The following is a 17957-nucleotide window of genomic DNA, read 5'->3' as shown; positions in this document are numbered from 1 at the left end:
CACACAACAGAAACTGTGTGCTCTTTTTGATTTGGAAAAATATCAACTATCAGTTGTATAATACATTTTGTTTTTTAAAACACCTTGAATAACAAGCAGTTGTGAATTGTTTTTACAAATAACTAGGAAACTTGCGCTAGCGATGTCATTCATGGCATCGCTAAATTATGAGAAGGATAGCTGCCAAAGACAAAATATTAAGATAACGTAAATTTGGGCCAAAGTCAAGAAAAAAAGGACGGTCAAAAATGACCGTCCTTTAATATTTTCCCCGAATTTATTTAGTCCTGGTTCTGAGCCAATAGTCTGGCTGTCTCAGCCAGCTTTATGAACTCGGCCCGGTAACCCTCCTTGTCCTGCCCCTTGGCCCCGCGGGCTAGCGCCAGAGCCTGTCCATAAGATGACTTGCCCTTGAACTCGGAATCCCTGATCAACAGGCCGAACTCGGCCACCGCTGCCGCAAAACGGAAATCTTCGGATGACTCCGCTATCTCGCCGTTCCGGTCCATAATTACTTTGGATATCAGCTTGCTCTCGTTCTCGGCCGGCAGTTTGTAGCGCAGTTTCACCGTCATCAGCTCCGGGCTTTTGGAGGCAGCAGATGACACCTTGGTCTCCTGGTACTTTAGAGGATCCACCCCCGGAACCTCTTCCTGTGAACCGGCCGGGATGATCTCGTAAAGCGCGGTCACTGTGTGGCCCGAGCCCAGCTCGCCGGCGTCCTTTTTGTCGTCGTTGAAATCTTCCTTGTTCAACAGCCGGTTCTCGTAGCCGATCAGCTTGTAGGCCTTGACCCGGGCCGGGTTGAACTCCACCTGGATCTTGACGTCCTTGGCGATGGTGAACAGGGTGCCGCCCATCTGGCTGACCAGCACCTTGCGAGCCTCGGTGATGTTGTCGATGTAGGCGTAGTTGCCGTTGCCCTTGTCGGCCAGCTGTTCCATCCGCGAGTCTTTTAAGTTTCCGGCGCCGAAGCCCAGCACCGAAAGGTAGATGCCTTCTTCCCGCTTCTGCTCGATCATCCGGATCAGTTCCGAAGTGGAGGAGACTCCAACGTTGAAATCCCCGTCGGTGGCCAGGATCACCCGGTTGTTGCCGTTCTTGATGAAGTTCTCTTTTGCCGTCTTATACGCCAATTGGATCCCGGCCGCCCCGGCGGTGCAGCCTCCGGCCTCCAGCTGGTCCAGCACTCCCAGGATAGTTTTCTTATCGCTGCCCGGAGTGGAGGGCAGGGCCAGCCCCTCGGCGCTGGCGTAGACCGCTATGGCCACCCGGTCCTGGGGCCGCAGTTGGTTGACCAGCAGTTTAAAGGCCGATTTTAAGAGCGGAAGTTTGGCGGGGTCCTGCATCGAGCCGGAGACGTCCAGCAAAAAGACCAGATTGGTCGGCGGCAGTTTGTCCAGCGCAATTTCCTTGCCCTTCAGGCCTATCCTCACCAAACGGTGGCCCTGGTTCCAGGGGCACTCGGCCGCTTCGGTATGCACCGCAAAGGGCCGGCCGTCATCGGGCTGGGCGTAGGCATAGTCGAAATAGTTGATCAGTTCTTCTATCCTGACGGCGTCCTTGGGCGGCAGCTGGCCGGAGTTCAGGAACCGCCTCATGTTGGCGTAGCTGGCCGGGTCCACGTCGATGGAGAAGGTGGAGAGCGGATCGGCTTTGACCTGCTTGAAGGTGTTCTCGTCTATCTTGGAGTATTCCTCGGTGTTGAAATCGGCCGGAACCCCACGGTAAACCATGCCGGAACCGATTGACATGCAGGGGGCTGCCGCCTGTTCGCTGCATTTCATGGCTTTGTCCAGAGCCAGCCGGTTATTCTCGTCTTTTGCCGGGACCGGGGGTTTAAGTTTGAAGTCAACAGTAAGAGTCGCGCCTGCCTTGACAGTGATATTTTTCTTGATCTGGGAATCATAATTGGGAGCCGAGGCTTGGAGGGAGTATTTTCCGGCCGGCACGTTAGCCATCAGATATTTCCCCTGGTTGTCAATGAAGGCGCTGAATTGTGAATTCAGGATCTTGACCGCAGCCCCGGATATTGCCTGGCCGGTCTTGGCATCGGTGACCGTCCCGGCCACGCTCCCGGTCTGCTGGGACTGCAGATAGCTGAAGCAGCTTAGGATTAAAGCCGCCGTCAGGGCTATCAGGGTCAGCTTTTTCATTTTTCTTCTCCCTTTAATTATTTTGGATTTTGGTTGGCTGTTTATATATACGTCGGGAGAGGCGGAATTATTCCCGGTAACGGTTATTTATTTAGCCCAGGCAAATTTATTCGACGAAGCTTTGTGCGTAGTCGGAAGGGCTGGGCTAATAATATACAACCAAAGGGGCTGGCATAAAATGCCAGCCCCTTTGCAAATATCAATTTTCTTTAGAACTCATCCCCCGTCCCCTTCTCTTTATAGAGAAGGGGAGATAGGCTTGCGCTGAGCAGAGCCGAAGTGGGTTGAGTTCCGGTGAAGTCATTACTACTCTTTCAGCAGCCCCTCTTTCTTCTTCAACTCCCAGACCATCTTCTCCAGCACATCGCCGCAGAATCCTTCCTTGACCGGCTTGGTCTTCTTGAGCTCCGGCGCCAGGAACTGCCTGGCCCCCTTCTTCTCGGCCGGCATGCCCGGCAGGGCCGTCCCGCCCAGTTCGGAGATGATCTGCTTGGAGGTCATTCCGCAGACCGGCTGAACCGCCTGCTTGAAGTGCTGCAGCCGCCCCTCGGAATTGATGAAACTGCCGTCCTGTTCGGCAAAGGCGCAGGTGGGCAGCGCTATGTCGGCTGTCTTGGCGGTCCCGGTCAGGAACAGGTCGGCAACTACTAACTTCTCCAGCTTGGAAAACGCCTTGGCCAGTTTTTTGCCTTCGGGAAGTGAACCCAAGGGATCTTCGTTCCACAGCACCGCGGCCTTGATTATTCCTTGTTCCATTTGTTTGATGATTTCGTCCGCCGGAACGGTAACGAACTGGTCCACCCCGTTCAGATTGGCCTTGGCCCTTAAGGCGATGAAGTTTTCCGGGGTTTCGTTCAAAAGCAGGAAGTTGCCGATGGCCTTGGCGGTCTCGCCGTCTATCAGCTCGGCGTTGAAGGCTATTAAAAGATTCTTATTCCGGGACAGCACCTGGGAAAGCTGTTCCAGTTCGCTCTTCTTCAGCCCGCTTTCCTTGAGTACCGCGGACCCGGTTATTTTGGCCAAACCCTTTTTATACTGGGCAAAGCCCGCCAGATTGGAATTGCCGGGCAGAGATTTAAGCGCTCCGTTCAGGGCGGAAGATATCCCTCCGGCCTTTACCGTGAACTGCCCGGCCGCGATCTCGACCAACGGTCCGGTCTTTTCCGATAAGATATAGACCGGCACGCCTGCGTGCTGAAACAGCTGACTTGTAGGGTTACTCTGGCGTGCAAGCACGTCTTTCTTGGCCGCCTGCCTCAAAATCTGCCCGAACACCGGGTGCTGGCTGTAGGGATCGGAACCGATAAGCAGCACGGCCTGGGCCTTTCCCAGATTGGCATAGCTTTTGCCGTTCAGCCCGCCTAATGTTTTCTCCAATTGATCCAGCGCCCGGCCTCCAATGTATGCCAGGCTGGAGAACTTGCTTACGCCCTTCTTGGCCGCCCAGGAACGCAGGCCCTCGGCCTCTTCCAGCGAGGTCCGGCCCGAAGCCAGCACCGCCACCGCTTCCGGCCCGTGTTTCTTAACGATGGAGTCTATGTCCCCGTTCACCAGGTTAAAGGCCTTCTTCCATTCCACCGGGACCAAGGTCTTGCCCTGTTTGACTAACGGGCTGGTCAGTCGTTCCGGACTATGAATCAGTTCAAAGCCGAACTTGCCCTTGAAGCATAATGATCCCTGGCTGGTCGGGCTTTCCTGAAAACCGGTGACCTTGACCGCCTTGCTGTCCTTGGTGTGGATCTCCATTCCGCAGCCCACCCCGCAGAAGGTGCAGACCGAACTGGTTTTGGGCATCTCCCAGGGCGCGGGTTTCAGGTGGCGGGGACGCTCGGCCAGCGCGCCCACCGGGCAGGTCTCGATGCAGGCTCCGCAGGACACGCAGCTGGATTCGGGGAATGGTTTTTCCAGGGACGGGGCCACGATGGTGCCAAAGCCCCGGTAAACGAAGCCCAGGGCCGAGGCCCCGACCACCTCCAGGCACATCCGGACGCAGCGCCCGCACAGGATGCACTTGCTCTGGTCCCGCGCCAGAAAGGGATGGCTCTCGTCGATGGGGTGTTTCTTGACCTCGCCCATGAAGCGCTTGACCGAAGCCTCGTACTGGGTGGCGTAATCCCGCAGTTTGCACTCCACCACGTCGGCGCAGCCGCACTCTAAGCAGCGCTGGGCCTCTTCCGCGGCCACGGTGGAGACGAATCCCTTCTCCACTTCCTCAAAGTTGCGGCGCTGGGCGATGGGCAGCATCGGCATTTGGGCCTTGACCGCCTTGGGAATGTGGGCGAAAAGCTCCTTGGGCACTTCGTTGATCTTGCCCTTGGTGATGTTGAAGTTCTTGACCGGTTTTAGAGCCTGGCCGGTGGTTAAATATGAGTGGATGGCTTCGGCCGCCCGGTGGGCCCCGCCGATGGCCTCCACCACCGTGGCTGCTCCGGTCACCAGGTCGCCGGCCGCGAACAGGCCCGTCACATTGGTGGCCCCGGTCCGCTCGTCGGTCTTGATGGTGGACCACTTGGTGGTCTCCACCCCGTGGTTCGGCCCCAGCACAGAGAGATCCGGGGCCTGGCCGATGGCCGCGATGATGGTTTCGGCCTCCACCTTGTAGTCCGAGCCAGCCTGGGGCACCGGACGGCGCCGGCCCGAGGCGTCGGGCTCGCCCAGCTCCATCTTCTGGCAGATCAGCCCCCCGGCTTCGGTCTGGGTGCAAGCGATCACCCGGCTGGGCGCGGTTAAAAACTTGAACTTGACCCCCTCGTGCCGGGCCTCCTCTATCTCGAAGGGATTGGCCGGCATCTCTTTTTCCGAGCGCCGGTAGACTATGCTTACCTCCTCGGCCCCCAGCCGCAGCGAGGTCCGGGCCGCGTCTATGGCGGTATTGCCGCCGCCGATTACCGCCACGGTTTTGCCGATCTTGATCTCCTGGCCCAGGGCCAGTTTCTTTAAGAACCCTATTCCATCCCAGACCCCGTCCGACTGTTCGCCTTCCACTCCCATCCTGGTGGAGGCGTGGGCCCCGAAGCCCAGGAAGACGGCGTCGTATGATTTCCTTAAGGACTCAATGGTAAAATCCTTATTCAGGGTCTGCTCGCATTTTATCTCGATCCCCAGGTCGGTGATGGTCTTGATCTCCTGGTCCAAAACCTCCTTAGGCAAACGGTAGTTAGGAATTCCGTAGCGCAGCCAGCCGCCCGGCTTGGGCAGGGCCTCGAATATCGTGACCTGGTGGCCTTTTTGCCTCAGGTAATAGGCGGCGCTTAAGCCGGCCGGTCCGGCTCCCACCACCGCCACTTTCTTGCCGGTGTCGGGAGCGACCTTGGGAAGGTAGGGTTTTCCGGAGTTGAGGTCGAAGTCGGCGGCCCGGCGCTTGAGGTAACAGATGGACACCGGCTCTTCCACCAGGTTGCGGCGGCACTCGGTCTCGCAGGGATGGGGGCAGACCCGGCCCAGGCTGGCCGGCAGCGGCAGGGTGTCCTTGATCAGCTTGATGGCCTCGGCCTCCATTCCGTTGGCTAAAAGCGCGGTGTAACCCTGGACGTCGCAGCCGGCCGGGCAGGCGGCCTGGCAGGGCGCGATGCAGTCGCCGTAATGGTTGGAGAGCAGCAGTTCCAGCGCCAGTTGCCGGGCGGCCTTAATCTTTTGGTTGTCTATCTCCACCGTCATCCCGTCGTAGACCTTGGTGGCGCAGGAGGGCACGAAGCCCCGGGCCCCTTTCACCTCCACCAGGCAGACCCAGCAGGAACCGAACGGCTCTAGCTTCTTGTCGTGGCACATGTTGGGAATGTCCAGACCCTGCTGCTCGGCCACCTGTAAAATTGTCTGGCTGGAATCACAGATAACTTCTTTGCCGTTGAGCTGTATCTTTATTTCGGACATCTTGTGCTTCCTTGTTATGTTCTTGTGATTGCGGTGAATCGTTGCCACTTCCATAGCCCATACATTCCACCTACGCTAAAGCTACGGCGGACAAGTAATGTATGGGCTATGGATAGGGGATTTTTCACAACACAGGCCGTTCACGGCCTTTTGTCATCATGGGCCACCTTGTATGTTTTTAACAATTCGTCGAACTCTTCCACAAACGTTTTTACCTTATGGTGTTCCTCCTGGTTCAGGATATAATGCCGGACAGTATCCAATTGTGATTCGCCCAAAGAAAACGCGCCATACCCAATTTGCCAATTGAAATGAAATTTCATTAAGGCCTGTTCATTGACCCAATGAGACGATTCGCCTTTCAACAGGTTTACCGTATCCGCTATGCTGCGTTTCAATCCGAGATCGATAAGACAATGGACATGATCTTCCACGCCGTTGACGGTATCAACATATATCCCTTCGGTTTTAGCTTTTTCCTTGATATGGAAGATCACCTTGTTCTTTATATCTTTCGTAAGGTAGGGCGGGCGGTCTTTGGTGCTCCAGACCAGATGTACCCATATTTTGGAATACGAGTGAGGCATTTTGTACTCCCGGCTATAAGGCCATGAATGGCCTTTGTTGCCTGCGTTGGGCATCCGAAGCCTTTGATTGCTGGCGCCGGGCGCTTGAAATGGAAAATGGCGCATTACGAAAAGCGTACCAAAAACATGGACATTCTTTCTACCGGATCCAATAAAACCTTACCGCCTCTTTCTTTTCGACAATCCCGAATTCGTGGCGATCGGAAGTAACCAGTTCGGCATTGCGGGCAATGGCCAGTGCGACAGCAACGGAGTCGGCCAGTGAAACGACATGGCTGGCCTTGATCCTTCCAGCTTCTTTGAGCAGCCTTCCGGCAAGGGCATCGATAACTGTAACCGGCAATCTTGATATTGCTTCCATCAAGGTTTCAGCCCGGACCGGCCCGTCCGCCCGGTAGACGCCGTAGTAGATCTCCAGCAGATTGATTGAATGCATCAAAATGTCTATTTTCCCGGCCTCTGCCTGGCGCAGCAAATGCTCAACTGTCTCCGCGCCGTCTTCTTCTTTTAAAAAGGCTATCAGGGCGCAGGCGTCAAGAACAATTGTTTTTTCATTGCTCTATGGCTTTATCTGCTTTTTTATTTTTCAGATATTGCCTGGTCGAAAAAACGCTGTTCCTTAACATGCCTTTTGCCTGCCTGATGGCATCCTCAACCGGCCTGAGAAAAATCCCGCCCCTGGTAACCTGCAATTCTATCTTTTTCCCCTTGAATTTTTCGCTTACCGCTTTTGGCAATTCTATCTTTTCGTTTTTTGGTATTATTATTGTCATGATTTCTCCTCTCTTAGTTAAATCGTTTTACCGCCCGGATGATGATCGACGTTTGATGAAGTCATTTCACCCTGATCGCGCCCGTCGGCCCCTACCGGCGGGGTGCGGCGGACAGGTCGAACTTGCGCTTGGCCGCGCAGCTGCCGCGCTTGGGGAAGGGCCTCACTGAAATCGCTCTTCAATTGGGGTTATATTACATTGAAGCGCTTCCGTTGATTGCGCTTCTGGCGGCCAGGTCCTCCCACCGGAACTCGTGGGCGTTGACCGCCTTGGACTTGCCGGCGCCGCCATCGCCCAGGTCAAACTCGATGATCGTGCCGCGCGCCTTTAAGGCCGCGAAATACTCGTTGGAAACGGACGCCCCGTCCCGGGTGAAGTCGACGATGTGGCAAAAAACGTCGGCCCGTTGGTCCGACATGCCCAGTCCGGTGCGAACGGTCAGGAACCCGTAGCCCTTCTCCTCATTGACCGAGACCATGACCCCGCGCATCCGGTTCGGCGCGGCCTCGTCGAACGGCAGGACACCGGGCGTCAAGAACCCCGAAAAGTGGTGGTCCACCTCGCGCCGCAGCTCGACGCTGGTGTTGCCGAACGACAGCAGGTCCACCCGCTTGCCGCGATTCTGCAGGGCGCGCACCAGCCGCAAAAAGTCCCCGTCGCCGCTGCCCAGCAGGATGTAGTCCAGATTGTCGGACTGGAGCAGCGCATCCACCGCCAGTTCCAGGTCGCAGTTGGCCTTGACCATGGTCTCGCCCTCGGCGTTGGTGTAGCGCCGCAGGGTCTTGAGGGTCAGGTGGTAGCCGTTGCGCCGGATGGCGTCGCGGTACTCGCGGCGCTTCTGGCGCAGCGCTGAGTCGTGCGATTCGCGTTCCTCGTCGATGGCCATGTAGACGTTGGCCCGCAGCACCACGGCGCCCTGGGCCACCGCCAGGTTCTTGACGGCGTCGTAGCGGATGCCCCAGCCGCCGTTGCGGGCCAGGTTGTCGAGGTCGAGAAAGATGCCGGCTTTAAGCATTGGTCCTCCGTTTTTTTGTTCTGTTTTTACCGCCTGGATGATGATTGCTCTAAGGCCATGAATGGCCTTGGTTGCCTGCGTTGGGCATCCATAGCCCACACATTAATGTATGGGCTATGGATTAGTAAAATACCGGGGTGAGGTCAACTGACTCTGATCGCGTCGAACTTGCATTTGGCTGCGCAGCTGCCGCACTTGACGCACTTGACCTGGTCTATTGTATGTGGCTTCTTGACCGAACCCGCGATGCAGGAGGAGGGGCAGACCCGGGCGCAGGCCGTGCACCCCACGCATTTGTCGGCGATGATCTCGTAGGTCAGCAGCTCCTTGCAATTGTGGGCCGGGCATTTTTTTTGCTTGATGTGGGCCTCGTATTCGTCCCGGAAATACTTGATGGTGGTCAGCACCGGGTTGGGCGCGGTCTGGCCCAGCCCGCAAAGGGAGGAGACCTTGATCTTGTCGGCCAGCTCTAGCAGCATTTCTATGTCGCCTTCCGCTCCCTGGCCTTTGGTAATCCGGTCCAATATTTCCAGCATCCTCTTGGTGCCCACCCGGCAGAAGGTGCACTTGCCGCAGGATTCCTTCTGGGTGAAATCCAAAAAGAACCTGGCGATGTCCACCATGCAGGTGGTGTCGTCCATCACCACCATGCCGCCCGATCCCATGATGGCTCCGGTTTGGGTCACCGACTCGTAGTCGATCACGGTGTCGGCCAGGGCCGCCGGAATGCAGCCGCCCGAAGGCCCGCCCATCTGCACCGCTTTGAACTGGCGCCCGCCCTTGATCCCGCCGCCCACTTCGTAGATGATCTCCCGCATCGTGATCCCCATTGGCACTTCCACCAGGCCGCCCCGCACGATCTGCCCGGCCAGGGCAAAGACTTTTGAGCCCTTGCTCTTTTCGGTGCCCAGGGCCGCAAAGGCCGCCCCGCCGTTCAGGATGATCCAGGGCACGTTGGCGTAGGTTTCCACGTTGTTGATGTTAGTGGGCTTGCCCCACAGGCCGGAGACCGCCGGGAACGGCGGCCTAAGCTTGGGCATCCCCCGTTTTCCTTCTATCGAGGCCATCAGGGCCGTCTCTTCGCCGCAGACGAAGGCCCCGGCCCCTTCCTGGATCTTCATCTCAAAATTAAATCCGGTCCCCATGATGTTCTGGCCCAACAGGCCGTGTTTCTTGGCCTCGGAGATGGCTAATTTCAGCCGTTTTACTGCTAATGGATATTCGGCCCGGACGTAAAAATACCCTTCCTGGGCCCCGATGGCATAAGCCGCGATCAGCATCCCCTCCATCACATTGTGGGGATCGCCCTCCAGCACCGAGCGGTCCATGAAGGCCCCGGGATCGCCCTCGTCCCCGTTGCAGATCACGTATTTCTGGTCATTCTTGCTGTCCCGGGCGAACTGCCACTTGCGCCCGGTGGGAAAACCAGCCCCGCCCCGGCCCCTTAAGCCTGAGTCCAGCACTTCCTTGATCACCTGTTCCGGGGTCATGGTCTTCAGGGCCTTCTCCAAAGCTTTATAGCCCTGGTGGGCTTGGTAGTCCTGGATGCTCTCGGGGTTGATCACCCCACAGTGGCGCAGCACGATGCGTTTTTGCTTGGCGTAAAAACTGTCGTCGGGAAGGGCCATATTATGTGCCCGCACTAACCAGTCGTTCACCGGCTGGTGTTTGATAAGATGTTCCTCCACGAAACGGGGCAGGCGCTCCGGGGTCATGTTGCCGTAGGTGAACAGGTTTCCGTTCTGGTCGTAAACGTCCAGCAGCACCTCGCGGTAGCACATGCCCACGCAGCCGGTCTCGGCCAGGGCCACGTTAAGCTTGCTTTTTTTGATATCGTCCTTTAAGGCCGCCATCACCTTGCGGCCGCCGGCCGCGATCCCGCAGCTGCCCAACCCCACCAGTACCCGGTAATCTGGGCTTTTTAAGGAATTTTTCTTGGTTTCAGCAGCAGTTCTCAAGAGACTTTCCCCTCCGTAATATATTTGTTTTTTTGAAGACTCGGGTATTAAGGTCATTACCAACTTACCGCGGAGAACCGGAATTAATAATGATCATCTAACTATATCAGGAAGCACTACGAGAACTTGAGTATTTCCAAACTCAACCCCTTCGCTTCCTCTTCTCTTACCTCAAGATAGTCCTAATTTATCCAAGAGAAGGGGACAGAGGGGATGAGTTAGAATAAAAAGTTATTGAAAACAAATATTCATGGCTTCATGCCTGCCCGCCGGCTTGCCTGCCCCAGCTTGCCCCGTCACACTTTGACTATGCTCAGTGTCCGGCGGGGTTGTGGCGGTGGTCCGCCGTAGTTTTTGCGAAGGCGGAAGCTTTAGCGGAGGCAGGGTTTCCTAATAAAAATCTGGTAAGTAGCTTGTTTATTCCCCGGATTTCCAGATATACTTCCCGGTCCGGTCGATGTAGCCCCAGACCCCGCCCTCGGTGTTGCCAAAAGAATTCATCTTGCCGCCCATGTTGACCATAGCCAAACCGTTCTTAAAATCCCAGGCGAAATCGAACCGGGGTTTGATTATTACCTGCCCGGCTTTGTTGATGAACCCCCACTTGCCGCCCTGGATGATGCCGTTCTCGTTCATCCGGCCGCCCAGGTTCACCAAAGCCAGCCCTTCGGAGAAGTCCATGGCCCCGTCAAAGCGCGGAGGAATGGCCATCCGGCCGGTACGGTTGATGTAGCCCCGCTTCCCGCCGATGCGGATGCAGGCTAGCCCCTCGCAGAAACCGGAGGCCGCGGCGTACTTGGGGGCAATCGCCCGCTGCCCGGCGGTGTCCACGTAGCCCCAGCGACCGTTAAGCTTCACCGCCGCCAGCCCCTGGTAAAAGTTTCCGGCGTCGTCATAATGCTGGGCCACCGCCATCCGGCCGGCAGAATCTATGAACCCGAACTTGCCCTCGGTCCGGACGATGGCAAAGCCGTTGACGAAGCTGCGGGCCCCGTGGTAGACCAACGGGATCACGGCCTCGCCGTTTCTATTGATGAATCCCCAGCGGTCGCCCTGCTTCACCAAAGCCCGGCCGCCGGAAAAGCTCATGGCGTCCTGATACTGAAACGGCACGATCACTTTGCCGCTTTGGTCGATAAAACCGTATTTGTCGCTCTGCCGCACCAGGGCCAGCCCTTCTGAGAAACTGCGGGCGTCCTCGTACAGCGGCTCAATCACGGTCTTTCCGCTCTTGTCGATGAACCCCCGCTTGCCCCCGGAAATCATTCCCGTCTCGATGGTCTTGCCGCCGATGTTCACCAGGGCCAGCCCCTGGGAAAAGTTCTTGGCGTCGTCATACTGCGGGGTAACGGCCATCTCCCCGTCGGAGCTGATGTACCCCCACTTCCCCCCCACCACAAAGCCGTATTCGTTCTTCACCCCGCTGATGTTCACCAGGGCCAGGCCTTCGGAAAAATCAAAAGCCCAGTCGTAATTGGGTTCAACTACAACCTGGCCTTTCTGGTCGATATATCCGAATTTGCCCTGCTGGTTGACGGGGAAAAGGGTCTTCTGGTCCGCCTGGGTCTGGGCCCAAAGCAGACCGCCAAGGACTAGGATCAAAAATCCTATCAATGATATTCTTTTTAAACCGGTCATGATAGTACTCCTGGTAATAGAGTTTATTGGTCCGTGTTTACCTATCCCCAGATTTCGCAGATTTTCACAGATTATATCTCTTCATTAAAGTACCCATCTGTGTTAATTCGCTCACGCTTCCTTGTCTGTCCTCCCTTGGAGGCAGTAGCTATAGCAAAGGCCTCTGCGGATAGAAATAATCCCGGGGTAAATCACCATTAGTTAGAAATCCTTAGCCGCCTTGCGGGCGCTGTCCGGGGTCAGCCGCCCGTAGGTCTCGCTGTCTATCATCATCACCGGGGCCAGGCTACAGCAGCCCAGGCAGGCCACCGTCTCTAACGTGAACTTTCCGTCCTCGGTGGTCTCGCCGTCGGTCACCTTGAGCTCGTCTTCAATGGCCTGGCTTATTTTGACCGCCCCGCTGACGTGGCAGGCGGTGCCGTGGCAGACCCGCATCAGGTGCTTTCCCGCCGGCTTCAGCCGGAACTGGGTGTAAAAAGTGGCCACGCCATAGACCTGGCTGGCCGGAATTTTCATGCTCCGGCTGATGTCCGCTATGGTCTGGCCCGACAGGTAACCCAGTTCGGCCTGGACCTCCTGCAATACCGTGATCAAAGCCACCTTGTTTCCGGCATACCGGTCCACGACTTTCTTCACCGCCTGGTCCCCTGCGCCCTTGACCGCCTTTGGCGTTGCCTTGGCCTTTTTCATACGACTCCTGCTGATAGCATTGCTTGATGATTTTTTATAAACTATAAAGGCTCATTTTATCATATTAAATCAAACCATTCAAGACTCTAAATCAACATTTTTCGGCAAATTTTCCCCGGCTTGAAATTAGGCCTAAAAATCGAAAAAGACCAGATTTAATTGGGCGAACAGATCTTTTCGCCGGAAGAAAAGCTCCTCTGCGATAACATCCTTCCGATACCCAGGAGGATGGCTGCCTTCGGGCAAGGCTTCGCCCAGCCAGGCCAGGGCCCGATAAAAATGGCGCAGCGGTATTTTGTCCACCCGGGCGATCCGATAGTCTCCCAGCCATTTTTCTGCTGCCCGGTCAGAGCCTGGAGAAAACAGCCGGTGGAGAACCGTGCCGAAGATGATCCGCTCTAAAGAAAACTCAAAGCGCCTTTGCCGGGCGAACTTCTCAATAACATCTTTGATCCCGATCTCTTTCCAGAGTTTATCAAAGAGCAAAGCCGGCCCGATTTTCTTAGTAGCCACTAAAGACTGTCAACGATGTCCTGACACCTGCCACCGGTTCTAAAATATAGACCCTTGGCATGGGCGTCCAATACTTGCAGCTTCCGGGTGAACCGCAGGCCGGAACGCAAAAGGGAATCCAACTGGCCCGGTTTGTCGCAAGATGTCCAGCTGGCCCAAGGTCATTAGGCCGCTTTGCCTAACCCGCCGTGGCGGACCCTTGACCCGCTCGTTTTTGACTATTTGGAGATATGTTTTATCCCCGCGATTTTTGGCTCTAATAAAGGCCTTAAAGACAGTGTGCAATACCACTACTGTCCGGTTATTATGGAAATGGCGTTTTTCGTGGTATAAGTCCTTGCGAATCAATGGGTGATTTTTGAGCCTGAATTCAGTTTTTCGTGGTATAAGTCCTTGCGAATCAATGGGTGATTTTTGAGCCTGAATTCAAATCGATTACATGATGAAACCTCTAAGACCATTGCCCCATCTGCATTCTACAATTTTCTTGTAAAAACAACCGGACGCTACTGGTGCAATACACAAAGACACATGCCTTGCGAGTAAAAGGATGTGCTTTAATGATTGTCCCACTCATTCAGGAAGAAAGTACTAAAAAGTAATGGAACGCTGATTTTCGCAGATTTTCGATGATTTCGCTGATAGTGATCGATATTATCTGCGTTTATCCGCGTCCGAAGGGGTTCTTCGTCAAAATACCTAAATGAAAGGGACTATCATCTGTGCTTTTATGGCCAAGGCAAATACTTTGAAGGTCAAAGCAGATGCTTTTAACGATAAAGTAAATACATTTGTTGATAAAGTAATTATTTTGGGGTCTAAAATAAACGCTTTTGGCAATAAAGCAAGTGCCATTCAGAGAAAAGCATTTACTTTTAGGTCAAGATAAATGCTTTTAGCGGCAAAGCAGTATCGTTATGGAGTAAAACAGGCAATTTCTCATAATAACAAAAGAGGCTGGAGTCAACATTCCAGCCTTTTTTGTTACCTTTGATCTATTATCTTGCCTATGGGCATTATTATTTATAACTCTAAATAAAACAATGGTTTAACACAAAAATAAAAATTTTATTATCAAAACACTTGACAAAAACACACTCAACAGTTATAATTATGAAACGATAAACATAAGGAGGAACAAAAATGGGCAGAGATTTAATCAAGTATTATCCCTTTACCGAGTTGTCTTCCTTTCAGGATGACATGAATCGACTTTTTTCTGATTTCTTGGGCCGGGCACCCGACCGCAGAAGCCTGTCCGAGGGTTTGTGGGCTCCGATGATAGACATCGAAGAGACCAAGACGGACATAATTGTAAAAGCCGAAATTCCCGGGATGAAGAAAGAGGATATAAAAATCCAGATCTCCGGCGATATGCTGACCATTTCCGGGGAACGCCGCCACGAAGAGGAAACAAAGGAGAAAACCTATCACCGGATAGAGCGGATGTACGGTCAGTTCCAGCGGGTGTTGCGGCTTCCCACCGAGGTGCATTCCGGGAAAACCAAGGCTTCTTACGAAAACGGGCTTTTAACCATTACCATTCCTAAGGCCGAAGAGGAAAAGCCCAAGGAGATTGCCATCGAGGTCAAGTAACGAACGAATGTTCGCTGCGAACTTATGAAGGCAAGAAGGCGAGAAGCTTGGATCTTTTTGGCTATCTCACCTTCGGAATTTCTCAACATCTCATCTTCGGGGATAATAAATGATGCGCCCAGAACCCAATACTCCAGTCTACACCATCAGCGTGGTGGCCAAACTTTGCGGACTGCACGAACAGACCTTAAGGCTCTACGAGAGAAGGGGTTTGCTTTCTCCAGCCCGAATAAGCGGACGGACCAGGATGTATTCCCAGGACGACCTGGAGACCCTGGAACAGATCGTTTATCTGATTAGGGAAAAAGGCGTTAATCTAGAGGGGGTTAGGGTAATAATGGAGATTGAACAAAACCCGGAACAAACTATTGCCCGGCTGCGTATTCATACTTAGTTACCACCCACAAAATCTAATCGAAGGGGAAGACGAAAATGGTTCGCGATAACAATGGATTGGGGAACTTCAAATTATTGCTGGCGGGCGCTGCCTGCGTAATCGCCGGAATCATCCTGGCCTCCAGTTTCAACCTGACGCCGTTTTCCCGGGCCGATAAGGGCGGCGCTGAAAATCTCGCGACTGCCGCTGGGGTGAAAAGCATACCGCTTCCGTTGGCCTCCGCCCTGCAAAGCCCGTTCGTGGCGGTGGCCAAAAAGGCCGGCCCGGCGGTGGTCAACATCAGATCCAAACGTTATGTGGAAAGTAACCGGAATAATTTTCAGACTCCCTACGATGATTTTTTTAAGGACTTCTTCCCCGAGTTCAGAAGGATGGAACCGGATAAAAAGCAGCAAAAGGTCGAAGGTCAGGGCTCCGGGTTCATCATCGATAAAAAAGGTTACATCCTGACCAACAACCATGTAGTGGCTGGCAACCCCGAGCTGACCGTAAAGATGTCCGACAGCCGGGAATTCTCCGCCGAGGTGGTGGGAGCCGACCCCAAGAGCGACGTGGCGGTCATCAAACTCAAGGGACTAAAGGACGATTTGCCGGAAAGCGAAGTGGCCGTGTTGGGCAATTCCGATGAGATCCAAGTGGGCGATTATGCGGTGGCCATCGGCAACCCCTTTGGGCTGGAGCGCACAGTCACCCAGGGCATCATCAGCTACAAGGGCCGGACCGGGCTGGACATCCAGGGCGGCGGGCCGATGTACCAGGATTTCATCCAGACCGACGCTTCCATCAACTTCGGTAACTCCGGCGGGCCGCTGGTCAATCTGCGGGGCGAGGTGGTCGGTATCAACACCGCCATCAATCCTGCCGGGCAGGGCATAGGATTTGCCATCCCCATCAACCTGGCTAAAAAAGTGGCCGAGCAACTGATCGATCACGGCAAGGTGGTGCGGGGATATCTGGGCGTACTGCCCCAGGAGATAACTCCGAACTTGGCCGAAGGACTGGGGATCGAGGAGATGAACGGCGTGCTGGTGGCCAAGGTTGAAGACAATACCCCGGCCAGCCGGGCCGGTCTGATGGAAGGCGATGTCATAATAAAATTTGACGGCCAGGAAGTGCCCAATGTGGCCAAGTTCCGCCAAGTTGTGGCCGACACTAGGGTGGGAACCGATGTCAGCATCGTGGTCATCCGGGAAAAGAAACAGAGGACCATCAAGGCCACCCTCGGGGAATTGCCGAGAGAAGAGGCCCAGAAGGACAATGGCAAAGAAGACAATGAATCCAAGTCCTGGATGGGCATCAAAAAGGTTCTGGCCGTCGAATCTGAGACGGCCCAGCGGGCCGGCATCCGGGAAAAAGAAGGCGTGCTGGTAGCCGATCTGGAATCCGGCTCCCCGGCCGATGAGGCCGGACTGGCCGAAGGCGACGTCATCAAAAAGATAAACAGCCGGGAAGTGAAGACGGTGGCCGACTATCATCGCTTGAGGAAATCAGAGACCAGGGGAGAAAAGGCGGTGCTGTTCCTGATAAAGCGGGGCCAGAATACCCTGTTCATAGCTGTGAAGCCAAAATAGCTGGGATACAGGCACTATCCACTATACAGTAGCCAAGTATTCACTAACATTAAACGTGAAACGTTAAACGGTCCAACTGGTAAAATGAATTACAAGAAAATAAGCTCGGTGGCCGACGATCCTTCCCTGGACATATATTTTAAGGAGATTGGCAGCCTGGCCGTCCTAACCGAAGCCCAGGAATCCGAACTGGCCCTGAAGGCCAAGTCCGGGAACCGCAAGGCCCTGGACAAGTTAGTGGAGAGCAACCTCCGGTTCGTGGTCAGCGTGGCCAAGGATTTTCAGGGACGGGGGATGTCCATGGCCGACCTGATCAACGAAGGCAATTATGGTTTGATGCGGGCTATCAGGCGCTACGACCCTTCCAAGGGCTACCGCTTCAACACCTATGCCGTGTGGTGGATCCGCCAGGCCATCCTCAAGGCCATCGCCGAACAGACCCGCTCGGTGCGGCTGCCCATGAACCGGATAGACAATCTGAACAAGATCAACAAGGCCATCCAAGAGCTGCAGGCCCAGAGTCCCAACTTTGGCGGCCGGCCCTCGGCCCGACAGATCTCCAAGCTGGTCAGGATACCCGAGGACGAGGTCAGCGAGCTACTGGGGTTCTCCTCCAACGAGGTCTCGCTGGATGGGCCATCCCTGGAAGGGGACGGCAGGAGCCTGGGGGATACCATGGAAAACCAGGCCCATACCTCGCCGGAACAGGTGCTGAAGAACAAGACCATGAGCCACGACATCAAACAGGTGCTGTCGCTTTTGACCCCCCGAGAGGAGAAGATCGTCAAGATGTATTACGGCCTGGAGAACAACGAAGAGGGCACTCTGGATTCCATCAGCCGGAAGTTTAACATTTCCCGGGAGCGGGTGCGTCAGTTGAAGGAGCGAGCCCTGAAGAAGATCAAATACGCCAACGAGAGCGGACGGCTGAGGACCTATCTGGACTGACGACAGGGAACAATTGGCAGTGAACGCCAAACGGTAAACATCAAAAAGGCTCTTTCCCCAAGAGGGAGAGAGGCCGTTTGCTCTTTACTTTTATTCCAATATTTAGAGCTTATCCGTAAATAATATCTTGCTTTTATAATGGATTTATGATACCATAGACCGCATGAAAGCATACAAATCATGGACGGTCTCCGACGAATTCTGGCAACGGGTTGAGCCCCTTATTCCCAAACCAAAGCGGACAC

The 17957-nt window shown here is 54.7% G+C and carries 15 protein-coding genes; 6 read left to right on the top strand and 9 right to left on the bottom strand.

The genetic code is table 11. The annotated features are described in order from the left end of the window. Positions 1-281: 281 nt before the first annotated feature. From HY768_01175 to HY768_01160, 4 genes are all read right to left on the bottom strand, one after another. Positions 282-2156, bottom strand: coding sequence for a von Willebrand factor type A domain-containing protein (locus HY768_01175; protein MBI4725833.1), 1875 nt, complete (start codon positions 2154-2156; stop codon positions 282-284). Positions 2157-2462: 306 nt separating this feature from the next. Continuing rightward, a complete protein-coding gene (locus HY768_01170) occupies positions 2463-6026 on the bottom strand; it encodes an FAD-dependent oxidoreductase (protein ID MBI4725832.1) in 3564 nt (1187 codons plus the stop codon). A gap of 140 nt (positions 6027-6166) precedes the next feature. Further along, positions 6167-6613, bottom strand: coding sequence for an IS200/IS605 family transposase (gene tnpA / locus HY768_01165; GenBank protein MBI4725831.1), 447 nt, complete (start codon positions 6611-6613; stop codon positions 6167-6169). Between the two features lie 139 nt (positions 6614-6752). Further along, positions 6753-7157 carry a type II toxin-antitoxin system VapC family toxin gene (locus HY768_01160; protein MBI4725830.1) on the bottom strand — a complete coding sequence of 135 codons (405 nt, stop codon included), beginning with the start codon at positions 7155-7157 and terminating at the stop codon, positions 6753-6755. Between HY768_01160 and HY768_01155 the strand changes: the two genes are divergently transcribed. After that, positions 7040-7555: a hypothetical protein gene (locus HY768_01155; protein ID MBI4725829.1), complete on the top strand. Its 516-nt coding sequence runs from the start codon at positions 7040-7042 to the stop codon at positions 7553-7555. The genes HY768_01160 and HY768_01155 overlap by 118 nt on opposite strands. 24 nt (positions 7556-7579) lie before the next feature. Here HY768_01155 and HY768_01150 read toward each other — a convergent pair whose 3' ends face one another. The 5 genes from HY768_01150 to HY768_01130 all read right to left on the bottom strand — a co-directional run bounded on the left by HY768_01150 (position 7580) and on the right by HY768_01130 (position 13200). After that, the gene (locus HY768_01150) at positions 7580-8401 is read right to left on the bottom strand and encodes an NYN domain-containing protein (GenBank protein ID MBI4725828.1); all 822 of its coding nucleotides are present in this window, start codon (positions 8399-8401) and stop codon (positions 7580-7582) included. A 143-nt stretch (positions 8402-8544) separates the two neighbouring features. Then, positions 8545-10416, bottom strand: coding sequence for an NADH-quinone oxidoreductase subunit NuoF (gene nuoF, locus HY768_01145; GenBank protein MBI4725827.1), 1872 nt, complete (start codon positions 10414-10416; stop codon positions 8545-8547). Between the two features lie 360 nt (positions 10417-10776). Next, a complete protein-coding gene (locus HY768_01140) occupies positions 10777-11997 on the bottom strand; it encodes a WG repeat-containing protein (GenBank protein ID MBI4725826.1) in 1221 nt (406 codons plus the stop codon). Positions 11998-12198: 201 nt separating this feature from the next. Continuing rightward, complete coding sequence (nuoE, locus tag HY768_01135) at positions 12199-12687, bottom strand: NADH-quinone oxidoreductase subunit NuoE (protein ID MBI4725825.1); 489 nt, start codon at positions 12685-12687, stop codon at positions 12199-12201. A 132-nt stretch (positions 12688-12819) separates the two neighbouring features. Continuing rightward, positions 12820-13200 carry a hypothetical protein gene (locus tag HY768_01130; GenBank protein MBI4725824.1) on the bottom strand — a complete coding sequence of 127 codons (381 nt, stop codon included), beginning with the start codon at positions 13198-13200 and terminating at the stop codon, positions 12820-12822. 730 nt (positions 13201-13930) lie between these two features. Here HY768_01130 and HY768_01125 point away from each other — a divergent pair. The 5 genes from HY768_01125 (at position 13931) to HY768_01105 (ending at position 17712) form a co-directional block, all read left to right on the top strand. After that, entirely contained in the window at positions 13931-14089 is a 159-nt protein-coding gene (locus HY768_01125; GenBank protein ID MBI4725823.1) for a hypothetical protein, read from the top strand. Between the two features lie 254 nt (positions 14090-14343). Beyond that, a complete protein-coding gene (locus tag HY768_01120; GenBank protein MBI4725822.1) occupies positions 14344-14796 on the top strand; it encodes an Hsp20/alpha crystallin family protein in 453 nt (150 codons plus the stop codon). 109 nt (positions 14797-14905) lie between these two features. After that, on the top strand, positions 14906-15190 hold the full coding sequence (locus HY768_01115) for a MerR family transcriptional regulator (protein ID MBI4725821.1): 285 nt from the start codon (positions 14906-14908) through the stop codon (positions 15188-15190). A gap of 38 nt (positions 15191-15228) precedes the next feature. Continuing rightward, positions 15229-16764 carry a Do family serine endopeptidase gene (locus HY768_01110; GenBank protein ID MBI4725820.1) on the top strand — a complete coding sequence of 512 codons (1536 nt, stop codon included), beginning with the start codon at positions 15229-15231 and terminating at the stop codon, positions 16762-16764. Positions 16765-16848: 84 nt separating this feature from the next. Continuing rightward, a complete protein-coding gene (locus tag HY768_01105) occupies positions 16849-17712 on the top strand; it encodes an RNA polymerase sigma factor RpoD/SigA (GenBank protein ID MBI4725819.1) in 864 nt (287 codons plus the stop codon). Positions 17713-17957 lie beyond the last annotated feature (245 nt).

The organism is candidate division TA06 bacterium (assembly GCA_016208585.1).
In the GTDB taxonomy this organism is placed as follows: domain Bacteria; phylum Edwardsbacteria; class AC1; order AC1; family EtOH8; genus UBA5202.
This window is presented reverse-complemented; position numbering and strand designations above follow the sequence as displayed.

Bases quoted from the DNA above. Each gene is read 5' to 3' on its own strand.
- HY768_01175 (MBI4725833.1), bottom strand. From the start codon at position 2,156: ATGAAAAAGCTGACCCTGATAGCCCTGACGGCGGCTTTAATCCTAAGC.
- HY768_01170 (MBI4725832.1), bottom strand. From the start codon at position 6,026: ATGTCCGAAATAAAGATACAGCTCAACGGCAAAGAAGTTATCTGTGAT.
- tnpA (MBI4725831.1), bottom strand. From the start codon at position 6,613: ATGCCTCACTCGTATTCCAAAATATGGGTACATCTGGTCTGGAGCACC.
- HY768_01150 (MBI4725828.1), bottom strand. From the start codon at position 8,401: ATGCTTAAAGCCGGCATCTTTCTCGACCTCGACAACCTGGCCCGCAAC.
- nuoF (MBI4725827.1), bottom strand. From the start codon at position 10,416: ATGACCTTAATACCCGAGTCTTCAAAAAAACAAATATATTACGGAGGG.
- HY768_01140 (MBI4725826.1), bottom strand. From the start codon at position 11,997: ATGACCGGTTTAAAAAGAATATCATTGATAGGATTTTTGATCCTAGTC.
- nuoE (MBI4725825.1), bottom strand. From the start codon at position 12,687: ATGAAAAAGGCCAAGGCAACGCCAAAGGCGGTCAAGGGCGCAGGGGAC.
- HY768_01125 (MBI4725823.1), top strand. From the start codon at position 13,931: ATGGCCAAGGCAAATACTTTGAAGGTCAAAGCAGATGCTTTTAACGAT.
- HY768_01120 (MBI4725822.1), top strand. From the start codon at position 14,344: ATGGGCAGAGATTTAATCAAGTATTATCCCTTTACCGAGTTGTCTTCC.
- HY768_01115 (MBI4725821.1), top strand. From the start codon at position 14,906: ATGATGCGCCCAGAACCCAATACTCCAGTCTACACCATCAGCGTGGTG.
- HY768_01110 (MBI4725820.1), top strand. From the start codon at position 15,229: ATGGTTCGCGATAACAATGGATTGGGGAACTTCAAATTATTGCTGGCG.
- HY768_01105 (MBI4725819.1), top strand. From the start codon at position 16,849: ATGAATTACAAGAAAATAAGCTCGGTGGCCGACGATCCTTCCCTGGAC.